The 22,496-nt window shown below is 42.4% G+C and carries 16 protein-coding genes; 6 read left to right on the top strand and 10 right to left on the bottom strand.

Annotated elements, in window-relative coordinates:
• Positions 1-177 precede the first annotated feature (177 nt).
• The 6 genes from B5F25_RS18155 (at position 178) to B5F25_RS18130 (ending at position 8,585) form a co-directional block, all read left to right on the top strand.
• Positions 178-780 (top strand): RNA polymerase sigma-70 factor, encoded by a 603-nt coding sequence (locus B5F25_RS18155; protein WP_087251275.1) that lies wholly within the window; start codon positions 178-180, stop codon positions 778-780.
• Positions 777-1,745, top strand: coding sequence for a FecR family protein (locus tag B5F25_RS18150; protein WP_087251273.1), 969 nt, complete (start codon positions 777-779; stop codon positions 1,743-1,745). Before B5F25_RS18155 ends, B5F25_RS18150 begins: the two co-directional genes overlap by 4 nt.
• 84 nt (positions 1,746-1,829) lie before the next feature.
• A complete protein-coding gene (locus tag B5F25_RS18145) occupies positions 1,830-5,240 on the top strand; it encodes a TonB-dependent receptor (protein WP_087251271.1) in 3,411 nt (1,136 codons plus the stop codon).
• Between the two features lie 14 nt (positions 5,241-5,254).
• Positions 5,255-6,661, top strand: a complete 1,407-nt coding sequence (locus tag B5F25_RS18140; RefSeq protein ID WP_087251269.1) for a RagB/SusD family nutrient uptake outer membrane protein — start codon at positions 5,255-5,257, stop codon at positions 6,659-6,661.
• 20 nt (positions 6,662-6,681) lie between these two features.
• Complete coding sequence (locus B5F25_RS18135; protein WP_087251267.1) at positions 6,682-7,614, top strand: glycerophosphodiester phosphodiesterase family protein; 933 nt, start codon at positions 6,682-6,684, stop codon at positions 7,612-7,614.
• 77 nt (positions 7,615-7,691) lie between these two features.
• A complete protein-coding gene (locus B5F25_RS18130) occupies positions 7,692-8,585 on the top strand; it encodes a glycerophosphodiester phosphodiesterase family protein (RefSeq protein WP_087251265.1) in 894 nt (297 codons plus the stop codon).
• 66 nt (positions 8,586-8,651) lie between these two features.
• Here B5F25_RS18130 and tsf read toward each other — a convergent pair whose 3' ends face one another.
• The 10 genes from tsf to B5F25_RS18080 form a co-directional block, all read right to left on the bottom strand.
• Complete coding sequence (gene tsf / locus B5F25_RS18125) at positions 8,652-9,644, bottom strand: translation elongation factor Ts (RefSeq protein WP_087212158.1); 993 nt, start codon at positions 9,642-9,644, stop codon at positions 8,652-8,654.
• 131 nt (positions 9,645-9,775) lie between these two features.
• Entirely contained in the window at positions 9,776-10,615 is an 840-nt protein-coding gene (rpsB, locus tag B5F25_RS18120) for a 30S ribosomal protein S2 (protein WP_087212155.1), read from the bottom strand.
• A gap of 219 nt (positions 10,616-10,834) precedes the next feature.
• Positions 10,835-11,221 carry a 30S ribosomal protein S9 gene (rpsI, locus tag B5F25_RS18115; protein WP_087212153.1) on the bottom strand — a complete coding sequence of 129 codons (387 nt, stop codon included), beginning with the start codon at positions 11,219-11,221 and terminating at the stop codon, positions 10,835-10,837.
• A 6-nt stretch (positions 11,222-11,227) separates the two neighbouring features.
• Positions 11,228-11,689, bottom strand: a complete 462-nt coding sequence (gene rplM / locus B5F25_RS18110; RefSeq protein WP_022039235.1) for a 50S ribosomal protein L13 — start codon at positions 11,687-11,689, stop codon at positions 11,228-11,230.
• Positions 11,690-11,980: 291 nt separating this feature from the next.
• The gene (locus B5F25_RS18105; RefSeq protein WP_087251263.1) at positions 11,981-13,138 is read right to left on the bottom strand and encodes an MFS transporter; all 1,158 of its coding nucleotides are present in this window, start codon (positions 13,136-13,138) and stop codon (positions 11,981-11,983) included.
• A gap of 31 nt (positions 13,139-13,169) precedes the next feature.
• Positions 13,170-16,304 carry a GH92 family glycosyl hydrolase gene (locus tag B5F25_RS18100; protein ID WP_087251262.1) on the bottom strand — a complete coding sequence of 1,045 codons (3,135 nt, stop codon included), beginning with the start codon at positions 16,302-16,304 and terminating at the stop codon, positions 13,170-13,172.
• Between the two features lie 196 nt (positions 16,305-16,500).
• The gene (locus B5F25_RS18095; RefSeq protein WP_087251260.1) at positions 16,501-17,934 is read right to left on the bottom strand and encodes a sialate O-acetylesterase; all 1,434 of its coding nucleotides are present in this window, start codon (positions 17,932-17,934) and stop codon (positions 16,501-16,503) included.
• A 4-nt stretch (positions 17,935-17,938) separates the two neighbouring features.
• Positions 17,939-20,674 carry a GH92 family glycosyl hydrolase gene (locus B5F25_RS18090; protein WP_087251258.1) on the bottom strand — a complete coding sequence of 912 codons (2,736 nt, stop codon included), beginning with the start codon at positions 20,672-20,674 and terminating at the stop codon, positions 17,939-17,941.
• A 21-nt stretch (positions 20,675-20,695) separates the two neighbouring features.
• Complete coding sequence (locus tag B5F25_RS18085) at positions 20,696-21,802, bottom strand: DUF4185 domain-containing protein (RefSeq protein WP_087251256.1); 1,107 nt, start codon at positions 21,800-21,802, stop codon at positions 20,696-20,698.
• 44 nt (positions 21,803-21,846) lie between these two features.
• Complete coding sequence (locus B5F25_RS18080; protein WP_087251254.1) at positions 21,847-22,437, bottom strand: RagB/SusD family nutrient uptake outer membrane protein; 591 nt, start codon at positions 22,435-22,437, stop codon at positions 21,847-21,849.
• Between the last annotated feature and the right edge of the window lie 59 nt (positions 22,438-22,496).

The following is a 22,496-nucleotide window of genomic DNA, read 5'->3' as shown; positions in this document are numbered from 1 at the left end:
AGTGCAGGCTCAGGGCAAACAACTTTGTAGAAAACATCTTTTCCACATGTATGGCACTGCATAATCTCAGAATTAAAATCAACCCTTGGAACTATCATAACTAATTTACATAAACTCTAATGAAACACAAATCTAAGATTTATCGTGTACATTTGCGTCCTATTAAAACTTCATTGCATGAAAAGTCCAGACCTAACAGATGAAAGCCTTTTCATTCTAATACAACGCAAGGATTCGGAAGCTTTCACCCTTCTTTATGACAGGTATCACCGAATACTTTACGCACTTGCCCTACAATACATGAAAGAAAGGATGTTTGCCGAAGACATTGTGCAACAAACTTTTCTCGACCTATGGGAATCAGCCCCACGCATTCCCGTACCGGACAACCTACGGAACTACCTTTACACTTCTGCCAAAAATCTCATATTGAAACGGCTCCGAACCAACAATAAAGAAATTGCCTTGGCTTACGAAATGAGGGCTATGCAAAAAACAATGCAAGATACTCCCGAAGAAAGACGGAAAGCAGAACAAAAACTGACGAGCCTATACGCCGCCATCAAACGCTTGCCCGAACAAGAAAGGAAAATCTGTGCGCTTAAAATAGAAGAGGATTTAAGCAATGAACAAATAGCAGAGCAACTTGGAGTATCCGTCAAAACCATACAAAACCATTATACAAACCTACTGAAATTTTTAAAAAGATATTTGAAGAAAAACATGGCATACCTAATAGCAATAGGAACCATCATATTAATGACAGGAGAAAGAGGATGAAAAAACCGGACGAAGAAACAATCAAAAGAGTATTGGACGATCAAGGAAACGCAGAAGAATCCCGATACGTAATCACATGGTTGGGAAGCGAAGAAGGACAACGCTATCTGGCGGAGCACATCGACCAACAATGGAACAACGGGCAAATCCGTATGCCCAATGAGATTCCATCAACAAGAATGTGGAAACAGATTTCGCAACAAATGTCACATCCCCTCGGCTTCATCCGGTTTAAATGGCAATATGCAGCCATCCTGATACCTATTATTCTAGTAATAGGCTTCATTTCATACCGAAACCTATTTCCTTCCTCCGAGTCCCCAGTAGCCTGGCGCACCCTATCCGTTCCTTACGGAGAAAAGACCAACCTGGTATTCCAGGACGGGACTTCCGTCTTTTTGGGTCCCGGCGCAAGCATCCGATACCCCGTTTCCTTTACTAAGGAGAAACGTGAAGTAGACTTTTCCGGCGAAGCTTACTTTGATGTGGCATCCAATCCGGAATGTCCTTTCATCATCCATATAGGAGATGTAAGCGTCAACGTATTAGGCACTTCTTTTAATGTCATGGCAAACAGGCAAGACGAAAACATCCAAGTAAAGCTGGATGAAGGGCGCATCAATCTCTGTACCAATTCCAGCCAAACCACCTTGCATCCAGGAGAGTGTGCCGTTTACAACAAGCGGACCGAAGACCTTTCTGTCCGTACCGGAACAAACACGTGTTATGCCGACTGGAAATCAGACCTTATCCGGTTCAACGATGCCTTACTGCCCGACGTTTTGGAAATAATAAGCCGAAAATACAATGCACATTTCCAAATAACAGACAGTACGGTATGCCACTATTGTTACACCCTTACGCTGAAAGGAAAAACACTTCGTGAAGTACTTTCGAGCATGGAAAACATCACGCCTCTGCAATTCACCTCCCAAAATGACACCATCCTTGTAAGCAAGAAATAAAATCGTAATGGCATTGTAACGCTTTCGTATGGGATTTTGAAGCCTTTTGCGTCTCTATTGTTCAGAAACATTTATTAAAAGAACATGAAACGTAAAAAAATTTTAGTGATGGCATTGCTTGCGTGCAGCACTTTTGCATTCGGGCAAAAAGTAACTCTTCACCATCAAGACCAACCGTTAAAGGTAATCTTGGAAGACGTGACCAGACAAACCGGATTTTCATTGGCTTACAGTTCGCAATTCGTGAACCTAAACACGACCGCAAACGTCACAGCCGACCAAAAAGAGTTAGATCCGGTATTGGCGCAATTGTTTTCTGGCACAGACATCGGATACCGGATTGAAGGCAAAGAAATCTATCTGTTCAACAAAAAACAACAACCCGCCGGAGTTTCCAAACAAGGCAAGCAACAGGCCCGTACCATCTCAGGTACCGTGAAAGACAAAAACGGAGAAACAATTATTGGTGCCAATGTTTTAATAAAAGGTTCTGCCAATGGAGCGATAACCGACATTGACGGACGTTTCGTTATCAACGGCGTTTCCGGTAACGATATCTTACAAGTATCATACATAGGCTTCAATACGCAAGAAGTAGCTGTAGGCGGCCAAAACGCATTCGATATCATATTAGAGGAAGACGCCCAGACTCTGAGTGAAGTGGTTGTAATCGGTTACGGAACACAATCGAAAGCCAAAGTGACCGGAGCTATCTCGAAACTGGAAGGCTCGAAACTGGTAGGCGACCTGGCTGTATCCAGTTTCGACCAAGCACTGGCATCTAAATTGCCCGGTGTCAATATTTCACAAAGCACCGGTGCACCGGGTGCCGGCGTGAGCATCAAAATCCGTGGAACCTCTTCTATCAACTATGGCGGTCATCCCCTGATTGTAGTTGACGGACTTCCACTCTCGAATAGCGTATTTGATGAAACGCTACAAGGACAATCAACCATTTCCAGCTTTCAGAGTTCTTATACGATAAACCCGATGTCTTCTATCAACCCATCCGACATTGAAAGCATCGATGTCTTGAAGGACGCGGCATCCACTGCCATCTATGGTTCAAGAGGCTCAAACGGGGTCATCATGATAACCACCCAAAAAGGGAAAGCCGGGAAACCGGTTGTAAACTTCAACGCATACGCCGGCGCACAAATGTTGAGCAAAAAAGTAGACGTAATGGATGCATACGAACTTGCCAATTACACAAAACTCTCACGTGATTTGGCTTGGGAAGCCGTAGGCGGAAACGTAAATGACCCGTTAAGCGTGCGCACCGGAGCCAATTATGTATATCCCGACTACATGATTCCGTACATCGAAGGGAAACAAGGATTGACCAATACCGACTGGCAAGACGAAATATACCGCACAGCTGCCCAACAGAACTATGATATCAGTGTAGGCGGCGGAAACGAAGACTTCCGTTATTATATTTCGGGAAACTACATGAACCAGCAAGGTATCCTTATCAATTCGGGAATGAAACGTTATGCTGTCCGTGCCAATCTGGATGCCAACATTACGAAGAAATTGCGTTTTGGTCTGCGCATGAATGCCAGCCAAACCGACAACGACTTGGTACAATCAGAAGGAGCATGGGGACATGAAGGCATTGTAATCACCGCATTGATGTATCACCCGAACCTTCCAGCCTATAACTCAGACGGTTCTATAGCGACTGATTTGATGTTAAATGAAAAAGAAAAAGGCGTAAACATAGCAAATCTTCAAAATCCGATTGCATTGGCAACCATGCAAACCAATAAACTTAAAAACCGTTCTTTCATCGGGAATGCGGACTTGGAATACACCCTCATAGACGGATTGAAAATCAAAACAGCCATCGGCATTGAGTCTATCGGACTACACCGTAATTTCTATCGGCCGAAAAACCTGTCACATCCCAATGAATTTGCTCCAACCAAAAACTATAATTATGGTTTGGACAGCCGGGCAAGCATCTTTAACTGGATTTCGGAAACCAGCATCACTTACGACCACAATTGGGGCTTCCATACACTGAACTTGTTGGGAAACTTCTCCGCACAAAAGGAAACCACTTCGTATTCGTTATTGGAAGGACTGAATTTCCCGAACGACAATGTAGAGACCATCAATGCGGCGGCTACAAGTTCCGGTTCTTCTTTCTCACAAGAAGCGGCTATGGCATCCTTCTTAGCACGTGCCATGTATTCGTATGGCAGTAAATATATGCTGTCAGCTTCTTTACGCTACGATGGTTCTTCCCGCTTTGCCGAAAACAGCCGTTGGGGATGGTTTCCGTCTATATCTGCCGGCTGGAATATCGCGCAAGAAAACTTCTATCCGGAAAACGCTGTCGTAAACAGTTTGAAACTACGCGCCAGCTATGGTATCACCGGTAATGCTGAAATACCTTACTACGGTGGTGTAGCCGTATTAGCCCCTCATAATTATTTGTTCAACAACGAAATTTCATTAGGTTTCTCTCCTGAAAATGCTCCAAACAAAGATTTGTCATGGGAAAGCACAGGAACGGTGAATGTCGGTGTCGATGCCAGCTTCTGGGACGGTAAACTGCAAATAAGTTTTGATGCTTACCAATCAACGACTCGCGATTTGTTGTTAAATGTAACAGTTCCAGCCAGCAGCGGTCTGACCAGTGCCTTACAAAATGTAGGTAAAGTACGGAATCAAGGTCTGGAAATGTTAATTTCAACTTATCACGAATTTAATAAAGACTGGAGGCTGGACGCTTCTTTGTCCTTATCCACCAACCGAAACGAAGTATTATCGTTAGGTCCCGGACAAGAACAAATCCTTTATTCCAGCGGATTATCTGACCCCTCGTTTATAGTAAAAGTAGGCGAACCTATCGGCTCTTTCTATGGATATAAAGTATTAGGCATCTTCCAAAGCCAAGAACAATTTGATTCTACCCCTCATTTAGAAAACGCAAACCAAGGCGTAGGCGACTTCATTTACGCTGACACCAACAACGATGGTAAAGTAAACGAAGACGACCGTGTCATTTTAGGAAATGCAAATCCCGACTTTACATGGGGATTAAACGGAACTGTCAGCTGGAAGAATCTTGATTTTGGTTTCGGACTGGAAGGCAAACACGGACAACAAGTGTTCAATGCAACTCACCGCTACTTGGCTGAAGCATGGGGAAATAACCTTTCTGTTTACCTGGATGACAATGCCCCACGTCCTGTTTGGGCATACGGTACCAAAAGCCATACCCGTCCGTCAAGCTGGCATGTGGAAAACGCGTCTTTCGTACGTATCCGCAACTTGACATTAGGTTATACTTTCCATAACCTTGCATTCTTGCAAAAACTGAGAATCTACGTATCAGCTACAAATCCGTTCACTTTTACCGATTATTCGGGATATAATCCTGAAGTATCCAACGGAGGAACAAATGCGATAACCGCAGGTGAAGACTTTGGCAACTATCCGGTATCCAAATCGTTTGTAGGCGGTATCAATGTTACATTTTAAACCCTAAAAAGTATATGAAAAAACTATTCATAACAGTATTCGGCACACTTGCTTTGGCATCGTGCAATAACTTCATAGACTTGGATCCTGTATCCCAGCAAAGCGCAAACACATTTTATAAAGATTCATTAGAAATAGACCAGGCATTGACAGCAGCCTATAATGCACTGCAGTCGAAAGAACAATACGGAGGTGACGGTTATCCATGTTTTATGGAAGTTCCCTCGGACAATACATGGGACAGAAACACGACCATGGACGGCGGCGCATACGCCTCTTTCGATAATTTTAATGTAGACCCGACCAATGCCCAATTGGAAAGAACCTGGATTGCCTGCTACGACGGCATCCAGCGATGCAACATCGTCATAACCCGTCTGTCCAACAACGACGGGAATATATCGGAAGATTTCAAAAACCGGAAACTGGGAGAAGCCTATTTCCTTCGTGCATTGACATACTTCAACATGGTACGCATGTGGGGAGATATTCCACTGATTACAGAGGAAGTAACCAATGTAAATGACGCATTCAATCATACACGCACTTCGACAGAAGAAATCTATCAACAAATCATTGCTGACCTGCAATTCGCATCAGACAACTTACCCGACTCCTATGACAACGCCAATATCGGACGCGCCACGAAAGGTGCGTCACAAACCTTGTTGGCTAAAGTTTATTTGACACGGCACGATTGGCAATCTTGCCTCACTTTATTAAACACAGTCATTTCAAGCCAGCAATATCGTTTATTAGATAACTTTGCCGACGTTTTTGCCGTAACCAATAAAAATAATGCCGAATCTATCTTTGAAGTCCAGTTCGACGGAACAGCCGAAGGACAAGGCTATCCAGGACAAGACCCGCTAATCAGCGGTAGCGATGTCAACAACCTGCCTTCGGACAACTTATTGGCTCTATTTGAAGCTAATCAGGACGACCGTTACGCCGCTTCGGTCATTGATATGGGCACACAAGGCTGGCGCCTGTATAAATGGCATGGGACTAAAGGCACCAATAACGGCATGAATTTCAACATCATGGTATTGCGCTATGCCGATGTATTGCTAATGGCTTCTGAAGCAATGAACGAAATCAGCTTTGGCAATCCGGACGCACTGGAATACCTGAACCAAATCCGCCGACGTAGCCATGCCAGCGAATATACTTACACTGAATTGTCTAACCAAGAAGCGTTCCGTGAAGCTATTGCCAAAGAACGCCGGTTAGAACTGGCATTCGAGAATCAGCGTTGGTTCGATTTACTGAGGACCGGAAAAGCCATCGAGGTGATGAACCATTGTGAAGACGGTTCCATATTCAAGCTAAACATACAAACTCATCAGCTGCTCTTCCCTATACCACAAAATCAAATTGACGCAAGCGGAAACAAACTGACGCAGAATGAAGGTTATTAATAAACTAAAGACATAACAACATGAAATACTTTTTAATTACATTATCCATATGCTTGGGAGTAGCAGAATCCGTTTTCGCCCAAATCAATCCTTCTTTCACCTTATTGCGAGAAAAAGAAAACAAAAATGAATATGTATGGGTCGCCGCCCATCGGGGCGACTGGATTTATGCACCGGAAAACTCCATTCCAGCCTTGGAACATGCCATTTTTTTTGGCGCAGACATGATAGAGACCGACGTACGGCTAACCAAAGACGGTAAAATTATCATGATGCACGATTACTCGGTAGATCGTACTACAGACGGAAAAGGAACAATCGCCGATTTGACTTTTGAAGAAATACAAAAGCTGCATTTACGAAACAATTTCGGTGGAATGACCGACTTAAAAGTACCGACCTTAGAAGAATACATCCAAGTAGCCAAAGATAAAATCTTACTCTACTTAGACAAAGCCGGATACGACTTACCAGGACACGAACAAGGAGATTTGGTAAAAGAATTGCTGAAAATATTGAAAACTCACAATGTACTGGAACAATCGGTTTTCGTTTTGGATTGGCCTTATTCAAAAGCCAAAGAAATATTCGGTGACGATTTAAAAAAAGTCATATATGTACCGGTCATTGAAGATAAAATTCCGAATCTCAGCGCATACGTAAATGAATATATCCAAAAATTAAGACCTGTGGCTTTCCAGTTCCGCATGGAGTCCTTAGATTCTGAGACTTACAAACAATTGCCCAAAGTATTAGAATCTGGTTCAAAAGCATTCGTTGCAGCGACTTGGGATGAACATACTGCCAATCACAGTGATTTAGTATCTATCTTCCAGCGTCCAAGCGCAGGTTGGGGATGGCTTTTGGAACAAGGCTTCAGCATTTTAGAAACAAATTACCCCAAAGACTTGATGCAATATCTGCATTCCGAAAATCGGAGAAACATCAAGTAACTTATTAATTATTTACCAACATAAGAGACTCAGAATACAATTTCATTTTTGAGTCTCTTTATTTTCATTACTTACTTATGAAAAAAGCAATACTTTTTATCATCACCCACCTCCTGTGCTATTCATTAGTAGCCCAAGAACAAATCCAAACCTTAATACAAAAATTAAAAGACCCTGAATCCAAATCCATTTTAGTCATAGCACATCGTGGAGATTGGAGAAATGCACCGGAAAACTCTCTGCAAGCTTTCAAAAATTGCATCGAAATGGGAGTACACATGATTGAAATCGATCTGAAAAAAACAAAAGACGGGCATCTGATTCTTATGCACGATGAAACGATAGATCGAACGACAAACGGTATAGGAAAACCCGAAAACTATACATTAGAAGAAATCCGAAAATTTCATTTAAAAAATGGATTAGGCATTGTTACCCGACACATTATTCCTACGTTTGAAGAAGTATTAAAATTATGTAAAGGTAAAATTCTAATTAATGTTGACAAAGGATATGAATATTTCAAAGAAGTATATGCCTTAACAGAACAAAGCGGAACTACAGAACAAGTGATTATTAAATCAGCATATCCGCTTTCAAAAGTAAAAAAAGAAAACGGAGATGTACTAAAAAAAGTAGTTTATATGCCCATTATCAACCTGGATCAACCCAATGCAGAAAAACTCGTAAACGAATACTTAAAAATATCCCCAATAGCCATAGAGTGCTGTTTCCAATCATTTTCTCCACAAGTCAATTACTTATTACAAAAAATAAGGAATACGCATACAAAAATTTGGATTAATTCATTATGGCCTTCTTTAAACGCCGGTCACGATGACGATTTAGCTGTAGAAAGCAACAAACCCAATGAAGCATGGGGATGGATTATTTCCCAAGGTGCTACACTTATACAAACAGACCGGCCTAAAAACTTATTAGAATATTTATCTAACAACTTCTCTCAATAATCCATAAAAAAAAGAGCTGCCCTCTCAAATATTGAAGACAGCTCTTAAAATCTTTAACTACAACAATTATTCAGCACGCAAAGTGAAGCGTTTGAATTCTGTTACCACCAATTCCGGATCTGCAGCTTTCAATACTTCTGCAACCGTCTTTTTCGGGTCCATGATGCTTTCCTGCTTCAGCAAGCAAACTTCTTTCAAGAATTTGCCCAAACGGCCTTTCGCAATATTTTCAATCATAGCCTGAGGCAAGTTGGCAGATTTCTCGGCAGCAACTGTCGCTTTGATTTCTTTTGCTTTGGCTACATCTTCGGCTGTAATCCAACCCTTAGCCATGTTGCTTTCCATATGCTCTTCGCTGTCTACGTGAGCAGGATTGATACCGGCTTTCTTCAAAGCTGCATCTACCGCTTTCTGCACTTGTTCAGCCTTTGTCTTTTCAACGGCTACGTTAATTTCTTCTTGTTTCACAGCTTCGGGAACGCCGTCTTCATCAATAGCAATCGGGTTCATAGCTGCAATCTGCATGCAGATTTCGTGAGCCACTTGTGCATCGCATACTTTGTTGAAAGCAACGATTGTACAAAGCTGGTTCTTGTTCATGTGATTGTAAACGGCAGTACAAGCACCCGATACGAAGTTGTAACCATCCAACTCGGTCTTTTCGCCAGTCACACCACTGCGTTCTACCACTGCATCTGCAATCGTACCATTACCCATCGGCAAAGCTTTCACTTCATCCAAAGTCTGGCATTTGTTTGCAATAGCAGCATCCAGAATAGCCTGAGTCAATGCTACGAAATCAGCATTCTTGGCAACGAAGTCGGTTTCACATTTCAAGGCAATCATTGCAGCATAATCACCGGTAGACTTAGCCAGTACACAACCTTCTGAAGTTTCACGGTCAGAACGTTTTGCAGCTACTGCCTGTCCTTTTTTACGGATAATTTCCATTGCTTTATCGAAATCGCCTTCAGATTCTGTTAAAGCGTTTTTACAGTCCATCATACCAGCTCCTGTCATTTTACGGAGCTTGGTGATATCAGCCATACTTACAGCCATAATAATCTTGTTTTATTTAAATGAATAATAATCGTTCTAATGCAAATTGAGAGCTGAGAACAGAGAATTGAGAATCGCTTTATTTAGTAACTCTCAACTTTCAACTCTCAACTCTCAATTAAAAATTATATTTAAGCTTCTTCGTCTTCCTTAGAGATGAACGCAGCAGCCTTTGATGCATTGATGGCATCTTGCTCAGCCTTGTCCATACGAGCCTTGGCAGCTTTCTTCTTCGGAGCTTTCGGAGCATTTTCACCGGCAGCTTCCATATCTACCTTTTCAGCTTTTCTTTCTTCCAAACCTTCAGCCATGGCACCGCAGCAAGCATCAAGAATCACTTCGATAGATTTTGTTGCATCGTCATTAGCAGGGATTACATAATCCACATTGTTCGGATCTGAATTAGTATCTACGATACCAAATACAGGAATACCCAAACGATTTGCTTCGCGGACAGCGATGTTTTCTTTCATCACGTCAATCACGAACAATGCAGACGGCAGACGAGTCAAGTCAGCGATAGAACCCAGGTTCTTTTCCAATTTGGCACGCTGACGTGAAATCTGAAGGATTTCTCTCTTCGAAAGGTTTGCATATGTACCGTCGTTGGTAAGCTTATCAATAGTAGCCATTTTCTTTACAGCCTTGCGGATAGTAGGGAAGTTGGTCAGCATACCGCCCGGCCAACGCTCGATAACGTAAGGCATGTTTACAGATGCAGCTTTTTCTGCTACAATCTGTTTTGCTTGTTTCTTAGTAGCAACGAACAGGATCTTCTTTCCTGATTTTGCAATTTGTTTCAAAGCTTCAGCAGCTTCGTCAACTTTGGCAACGGTTTTGTTCAGGTCGATGATATGTATTCCGTTGCGTTCCATAAAGATATAAGGAGCCATTGCAGGGTTCCACTTTCTTTTCAAGTGTCCGAAGTGGCAACCAGCCTCCAATAAAGTATCAAAATTTACTCTTGACATGTTTTAATTGTTTAATCGTTTACTTTCTTTTTTGTTTGTAATGAACCAACTGCCGGGTAGTCTCTCCACAAACCCCTTGCAGGAAGAGTCCAGACAGTTTAGATACTAAACGCCTTTTTAAGTTTTTGAGTTTTTAAGATTTTAAGTTTTGTGAGTTTAAGCCTCCATACAAGCCTTATAAACTAAAGAACTAACAAACTTAAAAACTAAGAACTCAAATTAACGTTTACTGAACTGGAATCTGCGGCGTGCTTTCGGACGACCCGGTTTCTTACGTTCAACCTCACGTGAATCACGAGTCATGAAACCTTCTGCACGAAGTGCCTTCTTGTCTTCCGGATTGATTTTCACCAATGCGCGGGCGATAGCCAGACGCAAAGCCTGAGACTGTCCAGTAAAACCACCACCGTTCAGATTTACTTTGATATCATATTTTTCAGCCACTTCCAATTTATTCAACGGCTGTTTTACTACATATTGCAGAATAGGAGATGGAAAGTACTGTGCAAGGTCTCTCTTGTTAATAGTAATCTTTCCTGTACCTTCGCTAACGAAAACACGAGCAACTGCGCTTTTACGTCTGCCTAATGCATTTACTACTTCCATGCTTGATTATTTAAGTGAATTAATATCGATTAACTTCGGAGACTGAGCTTCATGCTTGTGCTCAGCACCTTCATACACATACAGATTACCCAACAGTTTGGCACCCAGACGGTTCTTGGGGAGCATACCTTTTACGGTACGTTTCATCAGTTTTTCTGCACCGTTAGGCTTCTGCATCAAACGAGCCGGAGTAATTTCACGCTGACCACCCGGATAACCTGTATAGCTCAGGTAAATCTTGTCAGTCCATTTGTTACCTGTAAATTTCACTTTACTTGCGTTAATGATAATCACATTATCGCCACAATCTACGTGAGGGGTAAAGTTCGGTTTGTACTTACCTCTCAAAAGTTTCGCAACTTTAGCACCGAGACGGCCTACAACCTGATCGGTAGCATCTACTATGACCCACTCTTTGTTCACAGTAGCCTTGTTTGCAGAAATGGTCTTGTAACTTAAAGTATCCACTCTTAAATTGGTTTTAAAATGTTAACTACTAAAAAACTATCCTCCACGCTCCTCCTTTCCCGGACAAAAGAAAAAAGAAGGTGTCAGATTTTAAATTATACTATTTGATAATAATCGGCTTGCAAAGGTACGGCTTTTATCCGAACCCACAAAGAATTTAGGTATTTTTTTCTTTTACAGATGATTGGCAAGGCAAAAACCAACCAAACAAAAAAGCTTCCGCACCTGCCCTTATCCAAAGGTATACAGATACGGAAGCTGCAAGCCGAGCACTCCGGCACAAAAAATTTTCTATCTTTCCTTGTTTGCCTTGAGTGCAAAAGCACAATATACCAGATACAAGACACATGCCAAAATGACGCACAAACCGGCCGTGATACCCGCCAGGTCAATGGCAAACCCCAGGAAAGGAGTCACGATTCCTCCTCCGGCTACGGCGGTTATCATCAAACCCGACATCTGGTTGATCTTAGAAGGACATTCCTGAAACGCATAAGAATAAATAATGGAAAATACCGAAGAGGCAAAGAAACCGATACCTCCGATACATACCAGGCTCAGTGCCGCATTACCTGCAACCAACAAGATTGCCAATGACAACGTGCACGCAAGTATATTCCATCGGAAATAACGCACACCGGATATACGCGCCAATAGAAATGTTCCTAACAAAGCTCCTATCGTACGGCTCATAAAATACACCTGCGGAGCAAATTTCACTTGTTCTTCCCCCCAAGCGTAACGGGTAGCCATCAATTTCGAACTGATATAATTCGTGGCCACATCCACTCCCACAATAAAGAAAATGCCCAGAAACAATACCAGGACTGTCCGGTCTTTCAGCAAGGAAAAAGAATCCCGCACCGATACTGTTTCGCCAGCACGCTGCTCCCGCTCAATCGGGGTAAGCATCAGCCAAAAAGCAAAAAACAACGTTATCGCACCCAAAATCGGGAAACAATAATACCAATGTTCTCCACCAAAGTGCAAGGTAGCAAACAACACGATTTCCGGTCCTACCAGCGAAGAGACAGCCTTGATGACCTGGCCGGCCGTCAAGCTGCTCGTAAGTAAATTTCGGTCACGTATCACATTGTTCAGCAAAGGATTCAGCGATATCTGCAAAATGGCATTTCCTATTCCCAACAAGACATAAGCAGCAATACAGGTCAGGCTGCTATAACTGAGCAAAGGCAAGAACATCCCGACCACCGTAATGCCCATGCTAATCAGAACGGTATTTTTCCGTCCCCAAGTATTCATTTTATTTCCGACAGGTATCCCCAGAAACAAGAACCAGATAAACACCATCGAAGGCACGAACCCCGTCATCGTGGACGACCAACCGAAACTCTGCTGCATATAGTCGGACGAAATGCCGACTATATCGCAAAACCCCATGACGAAAAATGCTGCCAGCACGGGGAAGGCTTTTACTATTGCTTTCATTTTAACTCAATCATTTACAGTTTATATCAAATTATTTTATTTCAACTCCCCAGGAAGTATTAGGGGTATCCCCCATTTCCAAAATCAGTTCGCCGCCTTTCAACAATTCGGATGCAGGAAAGAAGAACGTATCCAGACGTTTGCCGTTCAACATGGCACTTTGCACATATTTGTTCTTCCTCGAAACATTCTTGGCTTCTATCACAAATTGTTTACCTCTATGATAGCGGCCGCCCAAATCGATAACAACCTTCTCAAAAAGAGGACTGGCTATTTCATAAATAGGCTCTACCCGACAACCTCCATCGGTCTGGAACAATCCCAAAGCAGCCATCACGAACCAGGCACTCATCTGCCCCTGGTCTTCATCACCCAGATAAGCATTGGCTATTCCATATCCATAATATCTGTCAATGATGGAGCGAGACCATTTTTGGGTCAGCCAAGGCTTTCCTGCCCAATTGAACAAAAAGGCGAAATGCATGGATTGCTGGTTTCCCTGTACCACAGGGTGATCCCAATATTGGTCGTTCGGCGCATTATACCTCCACGACTCGCTTGCCTGAAATCCCCATTCCAACCGTTCCACAAACTTGTCTTTGCCGATAAAGTCAACCAAAGCAGGAAGGTTCTGAGGAACAAACAAACTTAACTGCCAGGCATTACCTTCCACATAATGTTGGTTAGCTCCCGACTTGAACGGGTCAAAATCCGGAACAAAATGCCCCAATGTATCCCTTAACTGACAAAAGCCATTCTCCGGATTCATGGCATTTCTCCACCACTCTCCCCGCTCGCTATACGTTTTATAGTCATCATAAAGCCCCAAAGCTTTGGCAAACTGTCCTACGGTCCAATCATCATAAGAGTATTCCATCGTATTGGAAAAGCGTCCTTTTTCCATCGGCACATAATGATACTTCAGATAAGGTATCAAATCCCGATTGCCAGCAAAACCACCAGCCACATGAGTAGCAGGAGTAGTCTGCATCTTCTTACAAGCTTCAAACGCTTTCATGACATCAAAATCACGGATCCCCATTTGATAGGCGGATACAATCTGAGGGATTTCGTGCTCTGCCACCATGACGGGAATGTATTCCATTCCTGCCGGTCCCTTCGCCAGCCAACCATTGGAATCATACAAAGCCAATTGTGAATTGACCCACTTGGATGACCATTCAGGGGTCACCAGATTCCAGAACTGGTTCAGGTTCCAGAAAGAATTCCAAAAAGCATCACAACCTAACGCAACATGATTGGGATTGGAGAATTTGCGTACCTTCTCATCAGGTGACATCCACTCGCCATTGACATCACTCCATGTGTTGCGGCACATTGCACGATACATATTCGAATAGAAACGTACTTTTTCCATCCTGTCATTCGATGTAATCTGTACCCGCGAGAATATTTCATTCCAGACATTCTTCTGGTTCTGCACTACTGCCTCAAAGTCCCAACCGAATCGGTCGGTTATTTCCGTTTTCAGATTTTCAGCCGCATTGTCTACGCTGACCAACGATATGCCGGTTCTTGCCTGCACCACCGGATGCGACTTCGTATCAAACTCGACAAACAGTCCGGCGTCCTTTAAGTCTTTTCCACTGATTGCATCCACATCCAGCACTTCATTGTTCTTCCAACCTCCAATCTTTTTTATCGGCGCATCAAACTCTATCACAAAATTCACCACATACTCCTGATCGGCATCGTTACTCCATACCGTAGGACGAGGAGACAACTGATGACTATATCCTTCAATCCGGTTTTCACCGACCTTCCGGATCTGCACATCCTTCAACAGATAATCATACTCCGCCTGAATATGCAAATCAATCATCACGCGCCCGTCTTCATCTTCCGGGAAAGTATATTTCTGGAAGCTGGCTCTTTCCGTAGCTGTTACTTCCGCCCAAATACGCGTATCGCTCAAATATACTTTGTAATAGCCCAACGGTGCTTCTTCCGTCGTCTTATCAATACGCGAACGATAACCTTCATCCGGTCTGAACTGGTCTCCTACTTTCGTAAACAGTTTGCCGTTGGTCGGCATCATGCCCAATCCTCCCATCGTCCACTCATGAATATGGCTGAAACAGCCCAATGTCTCAAATGTAGGCTGATAGCCAGCCTGCCACCCCATGTTCTGGTTGTCGGGACTTAACTTTACCATACTGAAAGGCATCCAAGGTCCCGGTGCAATCATCCAACGTGAATGAGCCGTACCCAATTGCGTATCCACATAATCCGCAGCCGTCTGCAAAGGTTGTGCAGAACGGGTCACCTTACCTTCTTCCAGTAATTGACCGTTAACGAATACCTGATACTTGCTCTTCTTACTTTTCAAGACCGCAGGCATAGGAGCTTCCAACACATAACGTGCCGTATCCAACCGGGCAGACAAAATATCCTCACCGTCCAATTTCACAGAAAGTTCCGGATTGCCAGACAAGTGTTCGACATCTACCAGCAAAGGCTGAAACTTCTTGCCTTCCTGTTCCACTTCATAGGCAGCAGGAGCCACATTACGTAAAAACGCATATTCATTGTCCGTTCCCAACCGAGCAGAAGCAGGTGCTTCCATACGGACTTGGTCGAACACAATCCAGCCACCTTCCAGTACCGAAATCGTTACCTGGTTCCCTCCAGCTTTCAAATCCTCAGCACGTAAAGGCAATTCCAACACACGCTCTTCGGCTGTTGCCCATTTGCCTTCAAGTACCTCCTTCGAGTTTCCCTTGATTTCATACTTCTGTTCCTTATTGTTCACCTTTATCTTCACTACCGAACGGCTTGGAGCAGAACCGACCAAATCAAGTACCAGTTTCCACTGCCCACGTTGTACCTTATCCAAGTTAAACAAGATATTGACATCGTGTGTTCTCCATCCGGAAGTTCCCCATGTTCCTCCCCACGTATCATCCGGTCCAGGCAAGACATAGGGGAAATCTGATTTCAAAGCAGAACGATTGATTAAATAATAGCGGTCCTCATACCCAAAGTCATGAGCCAGGAACTGCTTGTATCCCGAAGGTGCCAAGGCAAACTCTTCAGCCGAATTGTCACTGTTCCCAATCGTCCAAAGGTGATGTGCTGCATGGGCAGCCGTACTACCCATGCAAGCCATCAAAAATAACGTTACAACTATATGATTCTTATTCATTTATCTTACATTAAATAAAGTTCAAACTGGTTTTGGTAAAATCAGAATAAAATTGCAGCTATTATTTCGCCCCATCCTTTTTCAACTTCATTCTACCATTTTCTCCAACAAGAAATATACGCTACAAACCAAAGGCAGATAACTATCCATTTCTATGGTACTATGTACAAGTTTTACAAGTTACCATAAAAAATAATTACCAATTATCCGTACGGAAAGAAGATGCCGGCAGTCCCTCCGTATTATATAAGGTACCATCTACATAATTTGTATAACCATAACGTACAGCAACCGGTACGTTTACCTGATCACTCCAGACCTCAAGTCCTTCGTTTCCCCAGAAAGCCGGAGTAATCCTTACTTTTGCCGGATAAAAAATTTTATCTTCTCCTGCGATCTCAAATCCTGTCGGCTCTTTCCCCATAAAAGACAAACCGTTAGGAGCAAAATCAAACTTCAAGAAAGCATGACCATCTTTTACCTCCATAGAGCGGAATTCAGGTCCCCGACATCCAAAAGCTGTATATCCGTACACTTTATTCAAAGCCCAATAAGCCAAACGTTCTCCGACAACTTCCTTACGGGCAGGATGAATAATATCCGGCTCTCCGACATCTAATGTCACAGCCATTCCTACATTAGGTATACTATCCATCAATTGTAATTGTACTTCCCGAAATTTGGCAGAATTAGTCTTAGGATGATTATACGGAGCAATCTGAACGTAATAGAAGGGCAAATTTTCCTTTTCGAAATACTTTCTCCAAGTACGAACCAATTCCGGGAACAATCTTGCATATTGCTCAGGACGTTCCACATTCGACTCACCCTGATACCATATCACGCCTTTCACCGCAAGTGGAAGAAGTGGAGCCAACATCTTATTATAAAGTACCGTCGGCTCGAAAGTATACCATATCGGATCTATTTTTTTATTTTTCAAATCCAAGTTGAACTCGCCAAAATGCTCTAATGTTTTACGATCCAACCAAGCCTCCGCAACTGAACCTCCATGTGCAGACTGCACCAAGCCAATAGGAATATCAACCAGCTGATGAAGCTTCTCCCCGAAAATATATCCGACAACACTAAATTCCTTCACATTGTCAGGAGTTGCCGATGTCCATTTACCATTAATTGTAATTGTATCACTTGGTTCTATGGAATATCCATTCTCAACCCTGAAAAGCCGGATTCCTTTATGCCGACAACGCAACAGGATGTCTTGAGCATGCAGGACAGGTTGATCCGGATTTCCCCGAAAGTTCATTTGCATATTGCTCTGTCCACCCACGAACCAGACATCACCTATTAATATATCTGTAAAACGGACAGAATCATTCTGAGAATATACAGATAACGTATAAGGAGTATAGCTGGCAGAAGGAGTCTTTATCCGAACCTTCCAGCGTCCGCTTGAATCCGCAAGTCCCTTTACCGGAACATTATTCCAACCACTGCAAACATTCACTTCCGCATGAGGTTTTGCCCATCCCCATATCGCAACCGAATCATTTTGCTGCAACACCATTCCCGAATCAAATATCGGGGATAACTTCAAAGAATTCTGTGCACCCACAGGGAGTGCACAGAGTCCTAACAACATGATTTTATAGAAAAACCTTATCATAAATTTACCTTACCGTATCAAAACTAAAATACCTGAGTTTTCCCCACTCTTTATTAGGAGTATCACCCAACCATAAATCCAAAGAGCCACCTTTTGCAAAATCCTTATGATCAAACTGAGCATATTGCCAGTCATTACCATTCAATGCCGCTTTTTGTATATAACAATTCTTTTCTGAATTGTTGTGTACATTGATTACAAACTCTTTTCCTGAATAATACTCAGGATTCAATGTTATAGTAATCTTGTCAAAAACAGGAGAGGTTATGTCATAATAAGGTGTATCAGATTCCGTTCCTGTCACACTGAATATACCCAATGCCATCAATGCACTTACTGCTCCCATTTGACCTTCATCCTCATCGTGTCCTCCATATCCTTTATCAGGGGTTATGCCACCATAAGCATATTGTTTCACCTGACGTACCCAATATTGAGTCAACCATGGTTGTCCACCATACGTAAACAGATGGGCATTAGAACATCCTGGCTGATTAGCATAGCTGACATATCCACCACTATATGCATGTACGAAATCGGTAGGACGGGCTTGTTCGAAAGCATAATTCAACTTCTCACAAAATTTCTCTCCACCTCCCATTAATGAAACCAGTTTAGGCAAGTCATGAGATACAGACCACGTAGCCTGCCAAGAGTTAGCCTCAACCCATCCTGCTCCGCTTAAAGGATCTGTATGTGACCATTGGGCATTTTTGGTTTTAGGGAAAATCAGCCCGTACTCCTTATTAAATAAAGAAGTCCACGCATGGGAACGTTTTTCAAAAGTTTCCGCATCCGATTTTTTCCCTAAACGCAAAGCCATACGGCTCAATCCCCAATCTTGGAATGCCCACTCTACCGTCTTTCCTGCATTATCCGGACACCAACCATTCTTCATATAAAATTTCAAATCATCCGCACTCTCATAACTCATCATTCCACCTGGTAAATGATTACGTTTTATCACATCATACGCATGAGAAGGATTGGTCTTTTTCATCAAATCTTTCATATAGGTACTTACCAGCATACTGGTAGCCGGACATCCGGTCATAATAAAAGAGTATCCTCCAGAGCAAGCTCCTCGTGGCAACAATCCTCCATTATCGGCATATTGAACCAAACAAGCTGTAAAGTCATCCAGTATTTCGGGCCAAGCCAATCCCCATAATACATTCAGGTTCCATTGAGTTAGCCAAATTCCATCAAATCCGTACATATTAAATTTTACACTTCCATCTTTATTCAGCGGCAACCGCTTTACTTCCAGAGGAGATGCAGAACGTTTATTTATGTAAGGTCCTTTGGTATAATCCGGATAAAAGCCATTCACATCATTTATTTTATGGCGTCCCAACAAGGCATGCCACAAATCTGTATAAAATTTGATGTTTTGTGCTTCTGTTCCTCCCTGTACTGCGATACGACCCAATGTCTCATTCCAAATCGTACGAGTCTCCTTATGTACTTGATTAAAATCCCAATGAGGCAGTTCCACCTTCATATTCTCAATGGCATTTTCAACACTGGTATAAGACAAAGCTATCTTAAACAAGACATCTTTACCAAAAGTCTGTCCAAAATCCAGTACCATACCTGCATCATTTCCGGAAATAACATCTGTATCCGGCACTAATCCTTTTTCGTTCCAAGCATTAATTTTTTTGAAAGGCATATTGCAATCAAGTACAAAATACAGCTTGATACTGTCCGGACCTCCCCAAAAGCGTTCAGTAGTTGTAAATTCTCCTACTACACGGTGATTGTCTATTCGATGAAGTGCAGCCTTGTCCATGGAACAATTGCCTAACACGCTGCCTACATCTACAAGCAATTTGGCATCGGCATAGTCCGTATAGTTCAATCGATACATAGCCACACGTTCCGTAGCCGTATATTCAACCCACGCTTTATATCTGTCCAAAAACAAACGGTGATATCCCGGCTGAATAATTTCGCTCTCATGTTTAAATGCCGATTTCCAACCTTGCATTCCTTGTGTCGGATCTATATCACCGGATACAGGCATCAGATTAGGTCCTGAAATCATCCATTCATTAATTTGGGAGAAGCCTAAAATTTCATTGAAATTATAGTTATATCCACCGCCTCCCTGGTTCTTATTACGGGTAAATGCATGAGCAGCTACCATTCCGAAAGGACGTGCCCCCGGCGTACAATAGAACCAACGCCCTCTAGTCGTTTCAATATAAGGGTCAACCCATTCTACATACTCTGTTTGAGTATCATGAGCAGCAAACACTTCGATCTCTGATAATCCGATATTTTTACCGTTTCCATCAGTAGCTTCAAAACGTACCCATTTAACCTTCTTGGCAGGAAAACAAACTTTCTTCGGGCTTCCATCATTCGGTATGGCCGTCACGCTTACTTGTGACCCGTCACTGAAATACAAAGTTCCTCCAGAAAGATGTTCATCCTTACTGACTCTATCGTATAAAACAACTCTGTCAATATCTACTGTCTCTTGCCATTCTAATTTTATCCAAGGCATATACATCACTCCCCAAGAAGCAACATTACCTTTACATACCCATTCACCTTGTCCATCATACATTATCTTCCCATCCACCAATTTCCTGGCTCCTGTTTCTGAATTCAACGAATCAGACACAGTCACCCACGCATCAGTTGCAATATTATCAGATGCGCCATACAATTGGAATGGCAAAAATCCATATAGGACAAAAACGATTATTATTCCAACTTTTCGCAACATATAAAATTCAAGTTACTATTTTTATTCTACTATATTTTTAACAGGTATCCACAGAAAACGAGGCTGATATAACGAGGCTTTCTTGAATACTTTAACCGTATCATGTGTATTCACACTATAAGACACCAGAATCTTATCATTTTTCTTATACTGAGGATGCGCCATTGCATTATAAATCATCATACTGTCCGCCTTAAAATCCGGTTCATTCACAGTATAAAGCAGCTTTTCATTACGAAACGGTCCCACCGGCTTATCGGCAATATAAGAATAGATGTTTCTTATATCTTCCAAACGGTCCTGATACAACAATACAACCTGTCCCTCCAATGAGAACACATTGAATTGTTCAGAAACACTTTTTTGTACCCCTTCCAACTTCTGACTCTTCAGGGGATCTGCTTGCCATTGGGTACCATCCCAATACATAAAATCAGTCAACTTATTATCAACCAAGCCTGCCTTGGCTACATGTACCTCAGCCATACCAAAACCTACCATTTTAGTACCATAAACATAAATACTATCCTGAGAAAGCAATACAGCATGCCCGTAATGAACTCCGTTCTCATTTGCAGCCTTAATGTTTGTCTGGTCAATTATTTTCATCGTTTTCACATCCAGACGAAAATAATCGCAACCTAGGTACTCAAAATCAAACGTATTCTTCCCTGTCTTATGAAATTTAGACATAAACAAATGCAAAATCCCGTCTTGTACAAATCCGTTTCCAGGCCAATACCAAGTGGGATACGTACCTGACTGTTCTGCCGGAATAAAAGCTGAAGGCTTATTTGAATCTCCTCCATATAATGTCTCCAACTTACCGTCCTTATCTATTACTGTAAATGTATTTCCTATAATGAACGTTGAACTGTCACTACGCAAACCATCCACAACATCTCCCATAAAAGAATCCCCCCACATAAAGACACTGCGTCCGTCTTTCAAATCAATGGAAATGCAACCATCTCCACCGGTTATGCCACCACCAAGATCTGGCATTAATCTAGCGCAAAACGTTGAATCGAATTCAACATTCAAATCAGCTGATGTATTTTTATTGGAGGCACTCTGGCAAGAAAACAACAATGCCAAAAGCGGATAAAGCATAATATTTTTTTTCATAAGTAAACATTTTAATTGAAATCACTTTTTATATCCGGACACTTTTATCTACCATATCCTTCATTTTGGGTAATCGCTCCTTGTGACAGCTCTATTTCACGTTGTGGAATAGGAAATTTCACATGATATGTCTGAGGGGTAGCATCAGGCTTTGCCGCCTTTACGATTTTTACAAATTCCTCCGGACTACACATACGTGTCAAATCAAACCAACGATGTCCCTCCATAACAAATTCGTGACGATATTCGGCCAACAACGCGTCCTTAAATCCTGCATAATCTGTCGGTAAATGGTCTGAAGTCAATCCAGCACGTCCTCTCACCTTTTGAATCGCTTCAATAGCTTCCTGATTGGCACCATGATGAATCTCATTCAATGCTTCAGCCTTTATCAAATACATTTCGGCTGTACGGATAGCCGGGAATATAGCTTCTGTATTATTTCCTTTAGGCTCTGCTTTCTGGTCCCAATACTTAAACACATAAGGTTTGTCGAACTCTTCCACAGTGCCATCACTATACGTAAAACTATACTGTAAAGTTACATCACGTCTCTGGTCATTAGCCTCAAAGCTATTAGAGTTTATGTAATTTAGATTTGTTATATATCGCGCATACGCGTACCTTTGCAACATGAATTACCACGACCATAAAGACAACAGCAAAAGTTTCCGTGCCTTGACGGGAGTTAGCC

It is taken from the genome of Bacteroides sp. An19, assembly GCF_002160215.1.
Classification (GTDB): Bacteria; Bacteroidota; Bacteroidia; order Bacteroidales; family Bacteroidaceae; genus Phocaeicola; species Phocaeicola intestinalis.
The sequence above is the reverse complement of the archived record's forward strand: the minus strand, read 5'-3'. Positions and strand labels throughout refer to the sequence as shown.

Bases quoted from the DNA above. Each gene is read 5' to 3' on its own strand.
- B5F25_RS18155 (WP_087251275.1), top strand. From the start codon at position 178: ATGAAAAGTCCAGACCTAACAGATGAAAGCCTTTTCATTCTAATACAA.
- B5F25_RS18150 (WP_087251273.1), top strand. From the start codon at position 777: ATGAAAAAACCGGACGAAGAAACAATCAAAAGAGTATTGGACGATCAA.
- B5F25_RS18145 (WP_087251271.1), top strand. From the start codon at position 1,830: ATGAAACGTAAAAAAATTTTAGTGATGGCATTGCTTGCGTGCAGCACT.
- B5F25_RS18140 (WP_087251269.1), top strand. From the start codon at position 5,255: ATGAAAAAACTATTCATAACAGTATTCGGCACACTTGCTTTGGCATCG.
- B5F25_RS18135 (WP_087251267.1), top strand. From the start codon at position 6,682: ATGAAATACTTTTTAATTACATTATCCATATGCTTGGGAGTAGCAGAA.
- B5F25_RS18130 (WP_087251265.1), top strand. From the start codon at position 7,692: ATGAAAAAAGCAATACTTTTTATCATCACCCACCTCCTGTGCTATTCA.
- tsf (WP_087212158.1), bottom strand. From the start codon at position 9,644: ATGGCTGTAAGTATGGCTGATATCACCAAGCTCCGTAAAATGACAGGA.
- rpsB (WP_087212155.1), bottom strand. From the start codon at position 10,615: ATGTCAAGAGTAAATTTTGATACTTTATTGGAGGCTGGTTGCCACTTC.
- rpsI (WP_087212153.1), bottom strand. From the start codon at position 11,221: ATGGAAGTAGTAAATGCATTAGGCAGACGTAAAAGCGCAGTTGCTCGT.
- B5F25_RS18105 (WP_087251263.1), bottom strand. From the start codon at position 13,138: ATGAAAGCAATAGTAAAAGCCTTCCCCGTGCTGGCAGCATTTTTCGTC.
- B5F25_RS18100 (WP_087251262.1), bottom strand. From the start codon at position 16,304: ATGAATAAGAATCATATAGTTGTAACGTTATTTTTGATGGCTTGCATG.
- B5F25_RS18095 (WP_087251260.1), bottom strand. From the start codon at position 17,934: ATGATAAGGTTTTTCTATAAAATCATGTTGTTAGGACTCTGTGCACTC.
- B5F25_RS18090 (WP_087251258.1), bottom strand. From the start codon at position 20,674: ATGTTGCGAAAAGTTGGAATAATAATCGTTTTTGTCCTATATGGATTT.
- B5F25_RS18085 (WP_087251256.1), bottom strand. From the start codon at position 21,802: ATGAAAAAAAATATTATGCTTTATCCGCTTTTGGCATTGTTGTTTTCT.
- B5F25_RS18080 (WP_087251254.1), bottom strand. From the start codon at position 22,437: ATGTTGCAAAGGTACGCGTATGCGCGATATATAACAAATCTAAATTAC.